General features: G+C 49.9%; 20 protein-coding genes and 1 pseudogene. 13 read left to right on the top strand and 8 right to left on the bottom strand.

What is annotated here, in order from left to right; translation table 11 throughout:
• Window positions 1–34: 34 nt before the first annotated feature.
• From arsA to OGY33_RS19480, 7 genes are all read right to left on the bottom strand, one after another.
• A complete protein-coding gene (gene arsA / locus OGY33_RS19510; protein WP_044700601.1) occupies window positions 35–1786 on the bottom strand; it encodes an arsenite efflux transporter ATPase subunit ArsA in 1752 nt (583 codons plus the stop codon).
• A gap of 17 nt (window positions 1787–1803) precedes the next feature.
• On the bottom strand, window positions 1804–2166 hold the full coding sequence (gene arsD / locus OGY33_RS19505) for an arsenite efflux transporter metallochaperone ArsD (protein ID WP_038641374.1): 363 nt from the start codon (window positions 2164–2166) through the stop codon (window positions 1804–1806).
• A gap of 47 nt (window positions 2167–2213) precedes the next feature.
• Window positions 2214–2567 (bottom strand): As(III)-sensing metalloregulatory transcriptional repressor ArsR, encoded by a 354-nt coding sequence (arsR, locus tag OGY33_RS19500; RefSeq protein WP_044700602.1) that lies wholly within the window; start codon window positions 2565–2567, stop codon window positions 2214–2216.
• 123 nt (window positions 2568–2690) lie between these two features.
• Window positions 2691–3236: a replication protein P gene (locus OGY33_RS19495; RefSeq protein WP_122984015.1), complete on the bottom strand. Its 546-nt coding sequence runs from the start codon at window positions 3234–3236 to the stop codon at window positions 2691–2693.
• Window positions 3148–4059, bottom strand: a complete 912-nt coding sequence (locus OGY33_RS19490; RefSeq protein ID WP_044700638.1) for a DnaT-like ssDNA-binding domain-containing protein — start codon at window positions 4057–4059, stop codon at window positions 3148–3150. The genes OGY33_RS19495 and OGY33_RS19490 overlap by 89 nt, the downstream gene beginning before the upstream one ends.
• A 252-nt stretch (window positions 4060–4311) precedes the next feature.
• Window positions 4312–4866, bottom strand: coding sequence for a toxin YdaT family protein (locus OGY33_RS19485; protein WP_044700607.1), 555 nt, complete (start codon window positions 4864–4866; stop codon window positions 4312–4314).
• Between the two features lie 3 nt (window positions 4867–4869).
• Complete coding sequence (locus OGY33_RS19480; protein WP_003832309.1) at window positions 4870–5082, bottom strand: helix-turn-helix domain-containing protein; 213 nt, start codon at window positions 5080–5082, stop codon at window positions 4870–4872.
• A gap of 105 nt (window positions 5083–5187) precedes the next feature.
• Here OGY33_RS19480 and OGY33_RS19475 point away from each other — a divergent pair, with 105 nt between their 5' ends.
• From OGY33_RS19475 to roxA, 10 genes and pseudogenes are all read left to right on the top strand, one after another.
• Window positions 5188–5568 (top strand): helix-turn-helix domain-containing protein, encoded by a 381-nt coding sequence (locus OGY33_RS19475; protein WP_003832307.1) that lies wholly within the window; start codon window positions 5188–5190, stop codon window positions 5566–5568.
• Window positions 5569–5904: 336 nt separating this feature from the next.
• Window positions 5905–6171 carry a hypothetical protein gene (locus tag OGY33_RS19470; RefSeq protein WP_044700608.1) on the top strand — a complete coding sequence of 89 codons (267 nt, stop codon included), beginning with the start codon at window positions 5905–5907 and terminating at the stop codon, window positions 6169–6171.
• Window positions 6172–6342: 171 nt separating this feature from the next.
• Window positions 6343–6486, top strand: a pseudogene (locus tag OGY33_RS19465) (hypothetical protein); the annotation flags it as partial.
• 45 nt (window positions 6487–6531) lie between these two features.
• Window positions 6532–6870 carry an RrF2 family transcriptional regulator gene (locus OGY33_RS19460; RefSeq protein ID WP_224776500.1) on the top strand — a complete coding sequence of 113 codons (339 nt, stop codon included), beginning with the start codon at window positions 6532–6534 and terminating at the stop codon, window positions 6868–6870.
• Window positions 6871–7011: 141 nt separating this feature from the next.
• On the top strand, window positions 7012–9483 hold the full coding sequence (locus OGY33_RS19455) for a 3'-5' exonuclease (RefSeq protein WP_103014564.1): 2472 nt from the start codon (window positions 7012–7014) through the stop codon (window positions 9481–9483).
• A 66-nt stretch (window positions 9484–9549) separates the two neighbouring features.
• Window positions 9550–9765, top strand: a complete 216-nt coding sequence (gene xisR / locus OGY33_RS19450) for an excisionase family protein (protein ID WP_032943036.1) — start codon at window positions 9550–9552, stop codon at window positions 9763–9765.
• On the top strand, window positions 9765–11051 hold the full coding sequence (locus OGY33_RS19445; protein WP_044700610.1) for a site-specific integrase: 1287 nt from the start codon (window positions 9765–9767) through the stop codon (window positions 11049–11051). The genes xisR and OGY33_RS19445 overlap by 1 nt, the downstream gene beginning before the upstream one ends.
• A 73-nt stretch (window positions 11052–11124) precedes the next feature.
• A complete protein-coding gene (gene phoP, locus OGY33_RS19440) occupies window positions 11125–11796 on the top strand; it encodes a two-component system response regulator PhoP (protein WP_003846709.1) in 672 nt (223 codons plus the stop codon).
• Window positions 11796–13259, top strand: coding sequence for a two-component system sensor histidine kinase PhoQ (gene phoQ / locus OGY33_RS19435; protein WP_008784442.1), 1464 nt, complete (start codon window positions 11796–11798; stop codon window positions 13257–13259). Before phoP ends, phoQ begins: the two co-directional genes overlap by 1 nt.
• A 92-nt stretch (window positions 13260–13351) precedes the next feature.
• Window positions 13352–14473 (top strand): [50S ribosomal protein L16]-arginine 3-hydroxylase, encoded by a 1122-nt coding sequence (gene roxA / locus OGY33_RS19430; protein ID WP_003030786.1) that lies wholly within the window; start codon window positions 13352–13354, stop codon window positions 14471–14473.
• 102 nt (window positions 14474–14575) lie between these two features.
• Here roxA and pepT read toward each other — a convergent pair whose 3' ends face one another.
• A complete protein-coding gene (pepT, locus tag OGY33_RS19425) occupies window positions 14576–15802 on the bottom strand; it encodes a peptidase T (protein ID WP_191238610.1) in 1227 nt (408 codons plus the stop codon).
• Window positions 15803–16052: 250 nt separating this feature from the next.
• Here pepT and potA point away from each other — a divergent pair, with 250 nt between their 5' ends.
• The 3 genes from potA to potC are packed head-to-tail and all read left to right on the top strand — an operon-like array spanning window position 16053 to window position 18806.
• On the top strand, window positions 16053–17189 hold the full coding sequence (gene potA / locus OGY33_RS19420) for a spermidine/putrescine ABC transporter ATP-binding protein PotA (RefSeq protein WP_003832287.1): 1137 nt from the start codon (window positions 16053–16055) through the stop codon (window positions 17187–17189).
• Window positions 17173–18030 (top strand): spermidine/putrescine ABC transporter permease PotB, encoded by an 858-nt coding sequence (gene potB, locus OGY33_RS19415; RefSeq protein WP_191238611.1) that lies wholly within the window; start codon window positions 17173–17175, stop codon window positions 18028–18030. Before potA ends, potB begins: the two co-directional genes overlap by 17 nt.
• On the top strand, window positions 18027–18806 hold the full coding sequence (gene potC / locus OGY33_RS19410) for a spermidine/putrescine ABC transporter permease PotC (protein ID WP_006684943.1): 780 nt from the start codon (window positions 18027–18029) through the stop codon (window positions 18804–18806). Before potB ends, potC begins: the two co-directional genes overlap by 4 nt.
• Window positions 18807–18818 lie beyond the last annotated feature (12 nt).

Genomic DNA, 18818 nt, shown 5'->3' with positions numbered 1-18818 from the left:
CAGGGCGGATCTGCCGCCCTGTATAAACAAAAAATTAACTCGCCAACTCTCTGAGTTTTTCAATACCTGTTGGCTCAGAAGCCAGTACCGGAACGAGCGCTATATGGTCAGCGTGCTGATTCTTAACAGCCTCAATCTGAGGCTGTTCCTGCTGAGCGCGCTGGCAAAGCAACGGAGAACGCGTATCCGCGATGGAAAGGCTGTTATTGATAATCCAGCCCCATGGATGAATCCCCGCTCTTTCAAGGTCAGCCTGTAGGCTTGCCGCTTCCAGTACCGGTGTGGTTTCAGGCAGAGTGACCAGCAGAACTTTGGTTCGTTCCGGGTCCTGAAGCTGCATCATTGGGGTAGTAAAATGACCTTTCTCCCCCATTTTTTTGGCAATCTCTCGGTGGTAAGCCCCGGTAGCATCCAGCAACAACAGCGTGTGCCCAGTGGGAGCTGTATCCATGACAACAAACCGCTTACCTGCTTCACGAATCACTCGGGAAAAAGCCTGGAACACGGCAATTTCTTCAGTACAGGGAGAACGTAAATCTTCTTCCAATAGCCGTTTCCCTGCTTCGTCCAGATCTTTTCCCTTCGTCTCAAGAACATGCTGGCGATAGCGTTCGGTTTCATCGTGAGGGTTGATGCGGCTGACCTGCAGGTTTTTGAGGCTGCCGTTCAGCGTTGTACTCAGGTGCGCAGCGGGATCAGAGGTGGTGAGATGCACGTCATATCCCATGTCTGCCAGCCTTACGGCGATAGCAGCAGCCATCGTGGTTTTCCCTACACCACCTTTGCCCATCAACATAATCAGGCCATGTTCACTGCGGGCGATATCATCGACCAGGTCAGAGAGCGATAAGTTTTCAGGCGTGTACAGGACGTTCGGTACCGGGAGCGGTAATGCATCAAAACGGGTATCCAGCAGCCCCTTCAACGCAGACACACCAACCATATTTACTGGCTGGAGTAATAAGGTATCTCTCGGTAGCTCAGATAAACCAGCAGGAAGATTTGCCAGTGCTTCCTGCTCCCGTTGCCATATCGCAGCAGCCAGCGCGTCATGTTCAGCTTCGGCTTTAGGCAGCACACCATTAATAACCAGGTACTGGTTTTTCAGGCCAATTGCGGCCAGTTCTTCATGGGTGCGGGCTACTTCCTGCAGCGTAGATTTTTGCAGTCGTGCAACCAGAACCAGGCGGGTACGTTCAGGATCGGACAACGCCTCTACCGCATGAGCATACTGCTCACGCTGCTTTTCCAGCCCGGCCATTGGGCCAAGACAGGAAGCACCATCCGGATTACTTTCAATGAAACTACTCCAGGCACCGGGAAGCTGGAGAAGGCGAATCGTGTGGCCCGTCGGCGCTGTATCAAAAATGATGTGATCGAAGCGGGTCAGCAGGGAAGCGTCTGTCAATAAGCCGGTGAACTCATCAAACGCCGCAATCTCAGTCGTACAGGCTCCTGAAAGCTGCTCGCTGATACTGTTAACAACGTCTTCAGGCAGAAGACCTTTGATAGGATCAACGATTCTGGAGCGGTATTGTTGCGCGGCTTCCTGAGGGTCAATCTCCAGAGCGGAAAGTTCAGTAACTGCTGTCACAGAGCGAATGGTGTTACCGATAGCCTGGTCGAATACCTGACCGACATTGGAGGCTGGATCTGTACTGACCAGCAAAACCCGCTTACCTTGTTCGGCAAGGCGGATAGCCGTCGCGCAGGAAATGGACGTTTTTCCTACGCCACCCTTGCCAGTAAAAAACAGGTAAGGCGGGATATTCTCTAAGAATTTCATATGTCCTCCTGACATATTCAGCAACAGGAAGTATTACCACCACAGCAGCTGGTGGGAGCTAACCCTACCTTCTCCAGCGGAATACCGAACCAGCGAGCCAGCTCAGCGCGTTTTGGGTATCGCCCAGCCATCACCGTTTCACCGTCCAACAGCAGTAGCGGAAGCCCTTCTGCTCCAGATGCTTCGAGGAATACTTTCGCTTTCTCATTATGAACAAAGCTCATGGGCTGCTGCGCCAGGTTATAACGTTCAACCTGTACGCCACGTCCTTTCAGCCACTGCACATCAGCAGAGAAATCAACCAGAACCTGATCGACATCTGAGCCACATACGCCGGTACTGCAGCACATTGCCGGGTCAAACACCGTTAACGTCTTCATTCTGAATACCTCACATTCGAAAAATCATATATGTTCAGGCAAATTTTTTAGATGCAAACAGCCTTACCGCTACCAGAGCAGTTTGCCGATGCCAGCTTACGGGCGATGGCCTGTACGTCGTCCTGTTGGCTTAACCAAGCCTGCTCAATTACCTGAGCAGCCCATGACGGAATATGCGGAGATAAGCGGTAGTGAACCCACTTGCCCTGCTTGCGATCCAGTAATAATCCACTTTCCCGGAGCATTGCCAGATGACGGGAGATCTTGGGCTGCGACTGATCCAGCGCCGTACAGAGATCGCACACGCATAGCTCTCCCATTTCTCTAAGCAGCAATACGATGCCCAGCCGAGTTTCATCGGAAAGGTTTTTGAAGAGTTGTAGAGAAGTTAGTTCAGCCATTTTAGTCTCCTGAATTCTCTCCGTAGTTTCCTGCAATAGTTGAGTGTCGTCAACCATCACATTCGAAAATTCGAATATGATGGCTATGTGGTTTTAATATCAGATTTACTGATTGTTCATTATTCAATTTGTTAATCCTGCCGCTTTTCGACGCCTGTATTCATCTATCAGTAATTGTGCTGGCGTTGGTCCTGCCGGATGGCGCGGCGCTTCCAGTTGACGTCGAATTGGTGGGACACTTAGTCCATTACCAACATGCTTCGACCACTTCGTGAGTAACTTTTCTGCCAGTCGTTTCAGCTCCCCCTCTGTCATTTGTCGTTCTACGCCCGTTCTCCGCATTTCAATGCAGATGTGATACAGCACGGGCTGAGGCCATGGATATTTATCGCTTCCTGAATACCGATATGACTCATTGCGCCAGCGCCGGTATTCCGTCATAACCTGCTCCGATTTCAGTCCGAATGGATTCGCACCACTCTCTGAAACCAGAGAAACAAACTCAGCCAGGTCAGGCGGCCATGTATTTCCCATCGCGCAGCGCTCCATGCATTGCTGACAGACCAGCCGAATTTGCTGTTCAGTCATCGAACCTATCTGGGCTATCCAGATAGGCGAAGGCTCCGCCCCGTTCTTCTGGGTCCATCGGTTCGAATACACCTCCCCCATGACCTGCCACAGTCGCCAGGCTGTTTCCGTCGCCATCAAGTCCATTCCTGCGGCGCCACTCTGCGTGTGCTGACTGAATTTGCTGAACTGCCCGGGATGCTGTTGGTTCTGATCCTGCTCCCACATGACTGTTACCTCCGGTTTCTGGTTTTACCTGCGTTCTCACCCGGGCTACATGTCGGGCAAATTTTTGTTCCCACTGGATTTGAGTAAAAACTTTCCCTTCCGACTCCCAATACGCGGTGAATTCTGCGAGTTCAGTCAGAAGGTAATCTGGTTCAGGCAGGGAGATACCCCACGATGCGGCGCGCTGTCGGAAGTCTCTGGAGGGAAGCCAGCTATCTGCCATGCTGAATTTCCCGATCGGTTCATCAACACCGTCCAGGTACCGGGGCATGGACGGGGATGGCAGTTCCTCCCCATTCGGATTTTTCATCGCGCCCGCGTTAAGAGAGGGGTTTAAGATCTGTTTACTGCTAACTGCTTTCTGGATACCTGATGGCAAAGGTTTAGCCAAAGACTTAGCCTTATCCTTAGGCAAGGCGAAAGCCTTATCAAAAGCCATCCCCATAGCGTCAGAAACCCCGTAGCAGGCGACTTTGAGAGCTTCATAAGCTTTATCTTTCAGTGAACATTCGGGCAGTAATTCAAACGATCTTGCCCAGGATTTGATCACGTTTACTGATGCTGGCGGATTATGTTTCACCGCATTAGGCAACCAAAAAACTCTGGCTTTAAGATCGGCTTCCACCATACCTAACGCTATGGCTTCACCTAAGGCTAAGTCGAAGGCTTCGACATCCCAGTTTAATTCTTCGGCCATAGCCGCCCTTCCCGCCTTATAAAGCCCGGGAATAATCCCTGTGAATGGACCTGTAAGCAGGTAAATAAACAGACTCTGCCCACTTGGCGGGAGTGGTGATAAGGCTCGAAACTTAGGATCATCCCACATGGTGATCTTCACCTTACGGTAAGGCTCGTTACTAGCCTTACTCTTAGGCATGGCCTTAGCCAAAGGATTAGGCATACTTCACCCCGCGAGTTGCAGTAATAATGGTCATAGGTCAAAACTCGATTAAAACAATTGCGGCGCTACGGCGCTTATACTCGCCAGTAGTGGTCCCGCCGCGTCAGCAGGTAGCATGTTGAACAATGCGATTGCCGCCTCACGAATTTCCTTCTCGAGCTTTTGTAATGGAGCGCCAATTAATTTCGCATGGTGTGCCTCACTGCACTCTTTGATAGCGTTCGCCACCAGCTCCGCTTCTGTGCTCGCATTACTTAACCCGTGCTTCCTGGCAATCTGAACTGGCATAGCAGCAATGATTGAGTCTGACAGCTGCATAACGTAAGCCGTGTACTTTTCTGACCCCCCTTCATTTTTCAGATATCGGAATAAATTCTGTTTATTAACAGCGATTCCGCGGCCATCTGCTTTGGCCCACTCTTCAGCCACCAGCTGAGCGATCCGTTCCTGTGCCTGTCCTGGTAATGTCGATTCCCATTCACGAACGGCGGCCAATATGGCACGGTGCTGGATACTGTCACGTCGCTGGGGTTTAAATTGATTTTGCGATTTCACCGCAGCGGCTACTCGTGGTTTATTATGGGAATAAGCTACTGATTGCATCTTTCAGACCTCGCTTTGTGGCGGAAATACACTATCAAGAGAGCAGGTGCGCCCTAACTCGTTAAGCTTCTCCACAATCAATCTGCATTCCGGTAGGCCAGGCTGACGTGTTCCGTTCTCATAATTTGAGAGCCTTGACTGACGCCACCCGAATAATTTGGCTAATTGCTCTTGAGTTAAACCGAGCGCTTGCCGTTCTTTGGCGATGTTGTTCATCTTGTCCTCACATTTAGTGTTTAGCTGAATTAAACACACAATGTGTTAGATAGTCAAGACGAAACGTTCTTTGAGCGTTAACACGTAACGTGGTAAAAATCAGTAATGAATATAAACACTGCAATTGCCGCCAGACTGAAGCAGCTACGCGAACAGAAAAATATGTCGCAATCTAAACTCGCAGAGTTATGTGGGTGGGCTCAGTCACGCATCGGGAACTATGAAGCGGGTCGCCGCAATGTGGGCGTTGACGACGCTATAACGATATCTAAAGCTCTCGGAATTAGCCCGGCTGAACTAATGTTTGGTGATGATCACGCCGAATCATGGTTAACGCCAAAACATCGTAAGTTGATTACTCTTTTTGACCAGTTGCCGGAGTCTGAACAAGACAGAATGATCGATACCTTTCAATTGCGGCTGAAAGAAATTGATGAGTATGTCGAGAAGTACCTTCGGGGACGATTAAAGCCAACTGACGATTAAACTACAATTTTTAACAATCTAACCAGCCTACTTGGCTGGTTTTTTTATGCCTTTCACCTTCCCTTTTCCCATATCGTTATCATCCACGCCACCTTAAACACATGCTGTGTTGACTTTCAAACACATTTAGAGTTTAAATATAAACACAGTTTGAAAAACGTCATCTAGGCAGGACGCCCACGAAGTAGCTGCCGGCAGCATACGAATCACCGGATGAGATGGCGAACATTAATGCGCAGCAGTCAGTACCGTTCCGCTTGCCAGCGATAAGGCTAAATGAAGAACCCCCTGTATCACTGTTACTGGACACAGGGACAGAATGTTGAGGGAAACATTATGAGGATCGAAATAACTAAAGTTGGAGGCAAGGTTTGCTTAGTCATATCCCCTATCAAGCTCTCTGTCGCGGATCGCATAGCTACTGCCATGGAAAACAGCGAAATCGTTGCAGCTCTTGGTGCTTATTTCACAGCCATTGGAGAGGCACCAAACGGAGAACTCGTTGGGCTCTATCTCTATTTTAATAACTTGGATACCGCTACGTTCGTAACGCTCAATCATTTGATTGAAACGGATGAGCCAGTCCCGATAGTCATCAGGTAATACCCACGAATCGGTCAGAACTTCTTTACAGGAATCATACTGTGCGCGGTTCTTGAACCAAAAAACACTTATTGGTCGAGCGGCCAGTTTTATGTCCTTGCTGGCTAGATGGGAAATACCAGCTTATCACCGAGCCTGAAATGGAGAAATGACCGGTAAAACAAGGAAACCAAAATGATTGATTTTGCGCGTAAACCAGTGCGGTGTCAGGCCGTACATCTAAATCGCATTGAAGTAATCATTCGACTGATTTGCTACATGCTCGCCCAGAAGGGCGACCCGTCTGCCGACCAACAGACTGCAGTTCGTTCATAACGAGTTTGACCAATGGCTGTTGCCAGCATCAGTAAGGAAGTGACTATGGAATTTGGAATGAAACGTGTGGTGGCATCTGTTCAGGTGGTTGCCATCCTCAACAGGATTTACAACGGCAGCCCTGTTTCCGTCGCATCTATCAGTAAAGAATCAAAGCTGTCTGTGTCTTACCTCGAGCAGATTTTCTCGAAGCTGCGCAGAAGTGAAATCGTCACCAGCCAGCGTGGCGCTGGTGGCGGGTACCACCTTAGCAAAGCAAACCCCAGCGTGGCTGACGTCGTTCGCGCCGTTACTCACACGCCTGATTCATTTGAGCCCGTGCTGAATGCTCTGGAGTGGGTCCCCGTCGCACAGTTGGTGCAGGGAAAATCCCCTACCCCATAAAGCACAAAACCCGCGCAAGGCGGGTTAAGTACCCGGTCAGCCGACCAAAGCTTTCCGGAACGAGTTTTGACCAATAACCACTACCTTAGGCGGCGATCATCAGTTGCCGGGTATCTTACAATCCAATGGAGCCCGAACGCAATGTTAACGTATGCGTATCTTATTAAAGCCAAAGCGAAAGCAACTGAGGCAAAAAACCTGTTTTGCTGGTTCTCTGCGAAATCAGATTCCCGTGCAGAACGCGAAATCCTCAATATTCTCGAAGACAACGATATTGCCGTCGGTCGTGGCGCCGACTATCAATTACCTGTCCGCACCAACTGGTTTGTTGTTGACGATCTTCCTGAGGAAAGCACACTTGATGACACATGGTGCGATCGTTACGAACTGGCAGAAGATCAGCAAACGTGGCAACTGAAACAGAAGCCTGATCATGAGAATCAGGAGACTTCCTGCCAGCAAAAACCTGAAACTACCAGTGCCAATGTACCCACCAGCGATGCACCAACGTTGCTCCGCCCCATATCTCGCCTGCGCCTGTCTCAGCGACTGATTGCGCACCTGGTCAATGACACTGAAGAGAAGGAAATCAGTGAAGCGCAGCACATCCAGATCGGACAAATGGTACTGGACGAAAATGATCTCTATGTACAAAACCTGTTACTGGCCGTTGCGAATGTGCCGGCGGTGAAAGAGCTTTCTGCTCATGTTGAGTGGAAGCTGGCAAATGCAATAAAAGAAGTTTTTGACCGTGAGCAGGTCAATACCGTTGCTTCATTTGAGCAATTTATTACCGAATGGATTGAAGAACCAGAAAAGCGGGATCTTATCGTTCAGGAGTGGGTTAATAATAAGAAAGCACGAGTTGCGGGTGATGAACATGACACTCCACCTGTAACGCCAGAGCTTATTACCGTTGCGACTCTGCCGCTACGCCAGCGCCTCTTAGCTCAGTTTATTTCTGAAGAATATGCTTACCATATTGATACTGAGCAGAAGAAAACTATTCAGGAACTCGAACTGGATGTGGATAACAGCTATGTGCAGAACCTGCTGCTTGCCGCCGAGAATGTAGAACCATTCAGGAAAGCGCCAGAGATCGATATCTGGAAGATTGTCAGCGCGCTGAAAACCGTTTTTCCGGTTGATGGAAAACGAGTTGAACTGGTCACCGTCATTCAGTTCTTTAAGGCCTGGTTCAACACTGAACACATTGACCGTGGGCTGCTGGTTAAAGAGTGGTGTAAGGGCAATCGTGTGTCGCAGATTCAGCGCACTGACTCCGGAACCAACGCTGGTGGAGGCAATAAGACCGATCGCAACCCGCAACTTGTCCACACGCTGGATACTCTGGACATTGATATTGCGCTGGCCACACTTCCAATGGATTTCAACATCTACGATATTCCTGGTGGCGTTTTCCGTCGTGCAAAAGAGATCATTTCTAAAAACGAAAGTCCGTTCAAAGAGTGGTCCGCCGCCCTGCGCAAACGCGCTGGCATCCTGGATTATTCCCGCGCAGCTATTTTCGCGCTTATTCGTAGTGCAGAAGAAAACACTCACCATTTCCCGGAACTGCTGAGCCGTTACATCAACAAAAACCTGACTGAAACCGACCACCAGCACCCAACTGAAGAAACCCTGGCGGCAGCCGGTCACGTACCAGAAAAAAGCTGGGAAAACGAGATTAAAGAGAAGTCCACAGCTGAACAGAAGGCAATAGCCGAGCAACCAGAAATCGCCAACATGGGCAACGGTGTTTTCTCCATTGATGGCCTGATGGGTAACCAGCCGGCGCCAGCGCTTTCTGTCGTAGACCAGGTACGCCAGCGCGCCGTCGAAGAAAAATTACATCAAGCCAATACCGAGGAAACCACCAACGATGTGCAGATGGAAAAAACTGACAACAGCGAAATCAAAGCCAATCCTGATGTGCCTCAGGGCGAAGCAGCAGCTTTGCCAGTTGAAAGCACTGATGCAACTGGTGAGCCTCAAGCGTCCCTGAATAATGAACCCGTTCACCATATAGATACGGATCACCTGAACGCTTTTTATACTCACCTGATGGTTGATTTGGAAACTATGGGCAGCGGTCCTGATGCACCAATAGTCTCTATCGGCGCCGTATATTTTGATCCTTCAACTGGTAACACTGGTGCCGAATTTTACCAGGTTGTCAGTCTGGAATCATCGATGTCGTTTGGCATGAAACCGGATGCGTCAACAATTCAGTGGTGGTTGAAACAATCATCTGAAGCCCGCTCTGCAATTCTGGTTGATGAGGCCATGGGGCTGCGTGAAACCCTTGAACTACTGGCTGACTTCATTGCTGAAAATGCTGCTAACGGTAGTCACACTGTTCAGCTGTGGGGTAATGGATGCTCGTTTGATAACGTCATTCTCCGCCGCGCATATGCATTAACAGAGACTCCCTTCGCTGTTCCGTTCTGGAATGACAGGGACGTAAGGACCATGGTTGAACTGGGTAAATCTGTCGGTATCAACCCGCGCTTCGACATCCCATTTGAAGGCGGCATGCACAATGCGCTTTCTGACGCCCGGCATCAGGTCAAATACGTATCTGCAATCTGGCAGCGCCTGACAAAAAACTGATTTTAGGTTTTCACTTACAGCCAGCTACAGCATGTACTGTTGTAGCTGGCGGCATCGGAGTTATGTATGTCGCAACTCATTTTCAGCGAAGAGTGGATGGTTGAAGCGCGACTAACAGAAAAGACCGGCTTGTCGGAAAGACAAATTAAAAGTTATCGGTTGAATTTGTGGATCGAAGGCGTGCATTTCAAACATCTGACAGCTCTCGGGGAAACTGACAATTCTAAAGGTCTGCTTTGGTACAACTATCCAAAGATTAACCAATTAGTACAGGATGCATGATGGACTTTCCAACCGGCGTTGAGCTGCATAATGGAAAAATACGGATCACATTTACCTATCGCGGCAAACGTTGCCGCGAAGTCCTTCGCGGCTGGACGGTGAACAGCAGCAACATCAAAAAAGCTGGAAATCTTCGTGCGCTCATAACAAGTGAAATACAGCTCGGTAAGTTCGACTATGCGGAACGTTTCCCGGAATCCAAAGCGCTTAAGAAGTTCATCACAACCAAAAAAATTACCACGTTTAAAGAACTAAGTGATTTTTTTACAGACACCAAAGCCTTAGAGGTATCTGGTGCAACACTGCTATCGCTTACTTCGGTCGTAAATACGTTACTGCGTGTAGTCGGAGAAAATACCCGTCTGGTAGATATTGAGCATGCCGATATTTTGCATTACCGAAAGGAGTTATTGACCGGGACAATTATTAACCCGGCAATGCCGAATCTGACCAGGCAGGGCCGCGCGCCCTCAACAGTCAATAAACAGATGGCAGTTTTATCAGAAATGCTTAAGCTCGCAAACCGAAGCCAGTTTATATTGCATGCTCCTTATGAAGGAGTGTCGCGACTCAAGTTATCTAAAAATGATCCCGACCCACTTTTACTTCATGAGTACCAGGCACTGATAGCCGCCCTTCCCCGTAGCCAGGCATTAATCATTATTGTTGCCGTACATACGGGGATGAGGCCGGGCGAGATATGCGCCCTGGCATGGGAAGACATTGATTTGGTAAAAGGTGAAATCCACGTATCCAGAAGTTTGACGAATAAGCGAGTATTTGTACCCCCTAAGACAGATGCCGGAATAAGGACGATAACGTTGCTTAAACCTGCTCTGGATGCACTGAAGGAACAATACGAAGTCACCGGCGCTAATCCGAAGCAAGAAATTCGATTTCACCATCGGGAGATCGGAAAAACTGAGCAGCAATCTCTTCGCTTCGTTTTTTCACCAACAGCATATTCGTCAAAAAAAGGCAGTTACTTCTCCAAGAACTCGATTGCCTATGGCTGGAAGCGAGGCACTAAACTTGCAAATATCCGCGAAAGGAATCCTTATCAGTCACGGCATACCTACGCATGCTGGACGTTGATGGCCGGAGCGAACCCGTCATTCATAGCGAGTCAGATGGGACATGAAGATGCGCGCATGGTGTACGAGGTTTACTCCAAGTGGATTGGCGACATGAACCAGGATCAGGTCAACATGCTGAACAATCAGATGCCAACGGCACTGCCCCCAGGGCGCCCCCACGGGCAGGGGAGCATGAGAAAAGTTATTTAATTTCATAGCGCTGCTTTCAATCCACATAATCAGCGTTAAACTATTCATACCATTATTTTAGGGAGAAACGATGATGCGCGTACTGGTTGTCGAGGATAATGCTTTATTACGCCACCACCTCAAGGTTCAGTTGCAGGATTTAGGGCATCAGGTGGATGATGCAGAAGATGCGAAGGAAGCGGACTATTATCTGAATGAACATCTGCCGGATATCGCGATCGTTGATTTAGGACTCCCCGATGAAGATGGTTTGTCGCTGATCCGCCGCTGGCGCAGTAATGAGGTTTCGCTGCCGATTCTGGTATTAACCGCGCGTGAAGGCTGGCAGGATAAAGTGGAAGTCCTCAGCGCCGGTGCTGACGATTACGTCACCAAACCGTTTCACATCGAAGAAGTGGCTGCGCGCATGCAGGCACTGATGCGCCGCAACAGCGGTCTGGCATCGCAAATTATCTCCCTTCCGCCTTTTCAGGTGGACCTCTCTCGACGCGAGTTATCCGTCAATGATGAAGTTATCAAGCTCACTGCGTTTGAATACACCATTATGGAAACGCTCATCCGTAATAATGGCAAAGTGGTCAGTAAAGATTCGCTCATGCTGCAGCTTTACCCGGATGCCGAGCTGCGCGAAAGTCACACCATTGATGTTCTAATGGGACGTCTGCGTAAGAAAATTCAGGCGCAATATCCGGACGACGTCATCACCACCGTGCGTGGTCAGGGATATCTTTTTGAACTGCGCTAATGAATAAACTATTGCGTCATTTTTTCCCGCTATCGCTACGGTTGCGCTTTTTACTGGCAACCGCAGGCGTTGTATTAGTGCTCTCGCTGGCCTACGGCATGGTTGCTCTGGTGGGCTACAGCGTCAGCTTTGATAAGACAACGTTTCGCCTGCTGCGGGGTGAAAGTAATCTGTTTTATACCCTGGCAAAGTGGGAAAACGGCAAGATAAACGTCGAGTTGCCTGAAAATCTCGATATGCAAAGCCCAACAATGTCGCTGATCTATAACGAAAGCGGTGAGTTGTTGTGGGCGCAGCGCAATGTTCCCTGGCTGACGAAAAGTATCCAACCGGACTGGCTAAAAACGAACGGTTTTCATGAAATTGAAGCCAATGTAGACGCCACCAGCACTTTACTGGGCGAAGATCACTCCGCTCAGCAACAGTTAAAAGAGGTCAGAGAAGATGATGACGACGCCGAAATGACCCACTCGGTGGCGGTGAACGTCTACCCCGCCACTGCCAGAATGCCGCAACTGACCATTGTAGTTGTCGATACCATTCCTATAGAGCTGAAGCGCTCTTATATGGTCTGGAGTTGGTTTATTTATGTGCTGGTCGCCAATCTGTTGCTGGTCATTCCGCTGTTATGGGTGGCCGCCTGGTGGAGCCTGCGGCCGATTGAGTCGCTGGCGCGTGAAGTCCGTGAGCTTGAGGAACATCATCGTGAGATGCTAAACCCCGCTACCACACGCGAATTGACCAGCCTGGTTCGTAATCTCAATCGACTTTTAAAAAGTGAACGTGAGCGCTACGATAAATACCGCACCACGTTAACCGATCTCACTCATAGCCTGAAAACGCCACTGGCGGTACTGCAAAGTACGTTGCGCTCAATGCGTAATGAAAAGATGAACGTCAGCGACGCAGAGCCTATCATGCTGGAACAAATCAGCCGTATTTCCCAACAGATAGGCTATTACCTGCATCGCGCCAGTATGCGTGGCAGCAGTGCCCTACTCAGCCGCGAGCTGCACCCGGTCGCGCCGTTGCTGGATAAGCTCACCTCGGCGCTGAATAAGGTATATCAGCGCAAAGGGGTCAACATTAATCTCGATATCTCACCTGAGATCAGCTTTGTGGGCGAACAGAATGATTTTGTCGAGGTATTGGGCAACGTCTTGGATAACGCCTGTAAATATTGTCTGGAGTTTGTCGAGATTTCGGCGCAACTGTCTGAGGATCAGCTGCATATTCTGGTCGAAGACGATGGTCCTGGTATTCCGCAAAGCAAACGGGAAGTGGTGTTTGACCGCGGACAGCGCGTAGATACACTACGTCCCGGACAAGGCGTCGGTCTGGCGGTGGCGCGAGAAATCACCGAACAGTATGACGGGCAGATTATTGCTGGTGATAGCCTGCTGGGTGGTGCGCGCATGGAAGTTATTTTTGGTCGCCAGCAGCCGGGCCAGAAAGACGAGTAATCGTCGCATGTAATAAATATGTACTGACTTCACGCTTGAGGTTAAGTATCCGTTATAATCGGTTGCAGATACCAGCCTGCGGGATGCTCACTATGGAATACCAACTCACACTTAATTGGCCCGATTTTCTTGAACGCCACTGGCAGAAACGCCCAGTGGTCTTAAAACGCGGGTTTAATAACTTTATTGATCCTCTTTCTCCTGACGAACTGGCTGGACTGGCAATGGAAAGCGAAGTCGACAGCCGACTCGTCAGCCATCAGGATGGTAAATGGCAGGTTAGCCACGGTCCCTTCGAAAGTTACGACCATCTTGGCGAGAACAACTGGTCTCTGCTGGTGCAGGCGGTCAACCACTGGCACGAACCTACCGCCGCGCTGATGCGCCCGTTCCGTGAATTACCGGACTGGCGTATCGACGATCTGATGATTTCTTTCTCTGTACCCGGCGGCGGCGTTGGCCCGCACCTGGATCAGTACGATGTATTTATCATTCAGGGAACCGGTCGTCGTCGCTGGCGCGTAGGCGAAAAGCTGCAGTTGAAGCAGCACTGCCCTCACCCGGATCTTCTTCAGGTCGACCCGTTCGAAGCCATCATTGATGAAGAGCTGGAACCCGGCGATATCTTGTACATTCCACCGGGATTCCCGCACGAAGGCTATGCGTTAGAAAACGCGATGAACTATTCGGTTGGTTTCCGCGCGCCAAACACTCGCGAGCTGATCAGCGGGTTCGCCGATTACGTTTTACAACGCGAACTGGGCAGCACCTATTACAGCGATCCGGACCTGCCACCGCGCGATCATCCGGCAGATGTTCTGCCGCAGGAGATGGATAAGCTGCGCGAAATGATGCTGGGCCTGATTAATCAGCCAGAACATTTCCAGCAGTGGTTTGGCGAATTTATCTCTCAGTCTCGTCATGAGCTGGATATTGCCCCGCCGGAGCCACCGTATCAGCCAGACGAAATTTATGATGCCCTGAAACAAGGTGATGTGTTAGTGCGTCTGGGCGGGTTGCGCGTATTGCGCATTGGCGATGACGTCTACGCTAACGGTGAGAAAATTGATTCGCCGCATCGTCCTGCGCTGGAAGCGCTGGCCAGTCATATTGTGCTGACGGCTGAGAACTTTGAGGATGCGCTGGAAGATCCTTCTTTCCTTGCCATGCTTGCCGCGCTGGTCAACAGCGGGTACTGGTTCTTCGAAGGGTAATGCGGACTGTGCCTGATACGACGCTATGCGTCTTATCAGGCCTACTGGAGTGAAATATTGTAGGCCGGATAAGCAAAGCGCCATCCGGCAACTACACATGCTTTATTTTTGTTTCGTGGCCAATTCAGCAATACGCACAATCACCTGCACCGCTTTTTCCATTCCTTCCAGGGTTACAAACTCATGCTTGCCATGATAGTTGTAGCCGCCGGTGAACAGATTCGGACACGGTAATCCCATAAATGACAGCTGTGCGCCGTCAGTGCCGCCACGGATCGGTTTCAGCACAGGCTCAATATCACAATCGCGCATCGCCTGCTGGGCGATATCCAGCACGTGCGGATGCTCAATCACTTTTTCGCGCATATTGTAGTAACTGTCTTCAATCACCAATTCGATATAACAGTCCGGGTGTAACCCTTTGCCGACCTTCTTGGCGATATCCATGATCTTGCGTTTACGCGCTTCAAACTGCTTACGGTCAAAATCACGAATAATGTAGTGCATATCCGCCCGATCGACCGTCCCTTTCATGCTCGCCAGATGATAAAAGCCTTCGTAGCCTTCCGTCTTCTCCGGGCTTTCATCTGCCGGGACCTCAGCGTGAATACGCGCCGCCAGCGACAGCGCATTTACCATCACCCCTTTTGCGGTGCCGGGATGCACATTGTTGCCAACAATTTTGATATTGACCGACGCGGCGTTGAAGTTTTCAAACTCCAGCTCACCTACGCCACCACCGTCAACGGTATAGGCCCACTGCGCATCGAATGCCGCAACATCAAAATGCTTCGCCCCTTTACCCACTTCTTCGTCCGGCGTAAAGGCTACGCGGATATCACCGTGCGGAATATCTTTTTGGATAAGCACAGCCAGCGCGGTCATGATTTCCGCCACGCCTGCTTTATCATCCGCGCCCAGCAACGTTTTACCGTCTGTGGTGATCAGCGTCTGACCCAGAAGTTGATGCAGCACCGGGAACATCACCGGCGATAAAACTTCATCACCAATGCCTAACGCAATATCGCCACCGCGATAGTTTTCAACGATTTGTGGATTGACATTTTTACCGCTGAAATCCGGTGAGGTATCCACATGGGAAATAAAGCCGATCGCGGGAATATTGCCAGCAACGTTCGCGGGTAACGTTGCCATCAGCGTGCCTTTTTCGCTCAGTGAAATATTAACCAGCCCCATCTCTTCGAGCTGTTGTTTGAGCAGTTGTAATAATTTCCACTGTCCTTCGGTGCTGGGTACCTGCCGCACGCCCGATTTTGATTGGGTGTCCAGCGACACGTAGTGTAAAAAACGCTCAAGTAGTTTATCCATGCAGTCACCCTCACTTTTTGTGACAACATTATCAATAAGCAACAAAAGACAAATATTGCGTCAGGTCACTTTTATCCCCGCAAGTGAGAATATTTCGCCCTGACATCCCCTCTGACTATAGGGCTAAGTCAGTAATTCGCAACAAGGATTGGCGATTACAATGGTTTGCCGTAGAATAACGGCCCTCATTAAGAGTCATCAAGGTGGTTAACCACAAACCCCGCATCGGTCAGCCATCCGTTGCGTTTACATGGGACAGAGTAAAAAATTGAATAAACAACCGCGTTCGCTTTCTCCACTGGTGCAATTAGCGGGAATTCGCAAAAGTTTCGATGGCAAAGAGGTGATTTCCAGCCTGGATTTGACCATCAATAATGGCGAGTTTCTTACGCTGCTTGGCCCCTCTGGCTGCGGTAAAACAACCGTTCTTCGCCTGATTGCCGGTCTGGAAACGGTTGATTCCGGTCATATTTTGTTGGACAACGAGGACATCACTCACGTTCCAGCGGAAAATCGCTACGTGAATACCGTCTTCCAAAGCTATGCGCTATTCCCCCACATGACTGTGTTTGAAAATGTGGCCTTTGGTTTGCGCATGCAAAAAACGCCCGCAGCCGACATTTCTCCCCGCGTTACCGAAGCCCTGCGCATGGTGCAACTGGAAGAGTTCGCCCAGAGAAAACCGCATCAACTTTCCGGCGGACAGCAGCAGCGCGTAGCGATTGCCCGAGCAGTGGTCAACAAACCCCGCTTACTCTTGTTAGATGAATCCCTCTCTGCGCTGGACTACAAACTGCGTAAGCAGATGCAGAATGAACTGAAAGCACTGCAGCGTAAGCTTGGTATCACTTTTGTCTTTGTCACACACGATCAGGAAGAAGCGCTAACCATGTCCGACCGCATCGTGGTGATGCGCGATGGTAAGATTGAGCAGGACGGTACGCCGCGCGAAATCTACGAAGAGCCAAAGAATCTGTTTGTCGCCGGGTTTATCGGCGAGATCAATATGTTTAACGCCACGGTGATTGAACGTCTGGATGAACAGCGTGTTCGTGCTAACGTTGAAGGCCGCGAGTGCAATATTTATGTCAACTTCGCGGTAGTTCCCGGACAAAAGCTGCACGTCCTGTTACGCCCTGAAGATTTGCGCGTTGATGAAATCAATGATGATAATCATATTGAAGGTCTTATCGGCTACGTGCGTGAACGCAACTACAAAGGCATGACGCTGGAGTCGGTTGTGGAACTGGAAAATGGCAAGATGGTGATGGTCAGTGAATTCTTCAACGAAGACGATCCTGACTTTGACCACTCGCTCGACCAGAAAATGGCAATTAACTGGGTAGAAAGCTGGGAGGTCGTACTGGCTGATGAAGAGCACAAGTAAATTCCAGAGTGTGGTGATCTTCACCATTGTCGGTTGGCTTGTGTTATTTGTCTTTCTGCCCAACCTGATGATCATCGGCACCAGCTTTTTGACCCGTGACGACGCCAATTTCGTCAAAATGGTCTTTACGCTGGAGAACTATACGCGTCTGCTCGATCCGCTCTATTTTGAGGTGCTGGTTCACTCCCTCAATATGGCGCTGATTGCCACGCTCGCCTGTCTGGTACTCGGCTACCCGTTTGCCTGGTTTTTGGTGAAACTGCCGGAAAAAGTACGCCCGCTGCTGCTGTTCCTGCTGATTGTTCCGTTCTGGACCAATTCTCTGATTCGCATCTACGGACTCAAAATTTTCCTCAGTACCAAAGGCTATCTCAACGAGTTTCTGTTATGGCTCGGCGTTATCGATACACCCATTCGCATTATGTTTACCCCCAGCGCGGTGATTATCGGGCTTGTATACATCCTGCTGCCGTTTATGGTGATGCCGCTCTATTCCAGCATTGAAAAGCTCGATAAACCGCTACTGGAAGCCGCACGCGATTTAGGCGCCAGTAAGCTTCAGACTTTCACCCGCATCATTATTCCGTTGACGATGCCGGGGATTATCGCCGGATGCCTGCTGGTCATGCTGCCCGCAATGGGGCTGTTTTACGTTTCCGACTTAATGGGCGGCGCGAAAAACCTGCTGATTGGTAACGTAATTAAAGTTCAGTTCCTGAACATCCGCGACTGGCCGTTTGGTGCAGCCACCAGCATTACACTGACCATCGTGATGGGTCTGATGCTGCTGATCTACTGGCGCGCCTCCCGCTTACTGAATAAGAGGGTAGAACTCGAATGATCGGTCGACTGCTTCGCGGCGGTTTTATGACCGCTATCTACGCGTATCTGTACATTCCAATCATTATTTTGATTGTGAACTCCTTTAACAGCTCGCGCTTTGGCATCAACTGGCAAGGTTTTACGACCAAGTGGTACGGTCTGCTGGTGAACAACGACAGCCTGCTGCAAGCGGCGCAGCACTCGCTGACCATGGCGGTGCTATCCGCCACGTTTGCCACCTTGATCGGCTCACTCACTGCGGTTGCGCTATACCGCTACCGTTTTCGCGGTAAACCGTTCGTCAGTGGCATGCTGTTCGTGGTGATGATGTCGCCGGATATTGTGATGGCAATATCTCTGCTGGTGCTGTTTATGCTGATCGGCATTCAACTGGGCTTCTGGTCGCTGCTGTTCTCGCATATCACTTTTTGTCTGCCTTTTGTGGTGGTGACGGTTTATTCTCGCCTGAAAGGTTTTGATGTCCGCATGCTTGAGGCGGCTAAAGATTTGGGTGCCAGCGAAGTAACTATTCTGCGCAAGATAATACTGCCACTGGCTATGCCTGCGGTGGCTGCGGGTTGGTTGCTGAGCTTTACGCTGTCGATGGATGATGTTGTTGTTTCATCTTTCGTCACCGGACCGGGTTATGAAATTTTGCCATTAAAAATCTACTCAATGGTTAAAGTCGGCGTATCACCAGAGGTGAACGCGCTGGCGACCATTTTGTTGGTTCTGTCGCTGGTTATGGTGATTGCCAGCCAGCTTATTGCACGTGATAAAACCAAGGGCCGCTAAGGCCCTTAATTC

Origin of the sequence: Citrobacter sp. Cpo032 (assembly GCF_030332975.1) — a bacterium.
Lineage (GTDB): Bacteria > Pseudomonadota > Gammaproteobacteria > Enterobacterales > Enterobacteriaceae > Citrobacter > Citrobacter portucalensis.
Note: the sequence above shows the minus strand (reverse complement) of the source record. Positions and strands in the feature narration are given on the sequence as shown.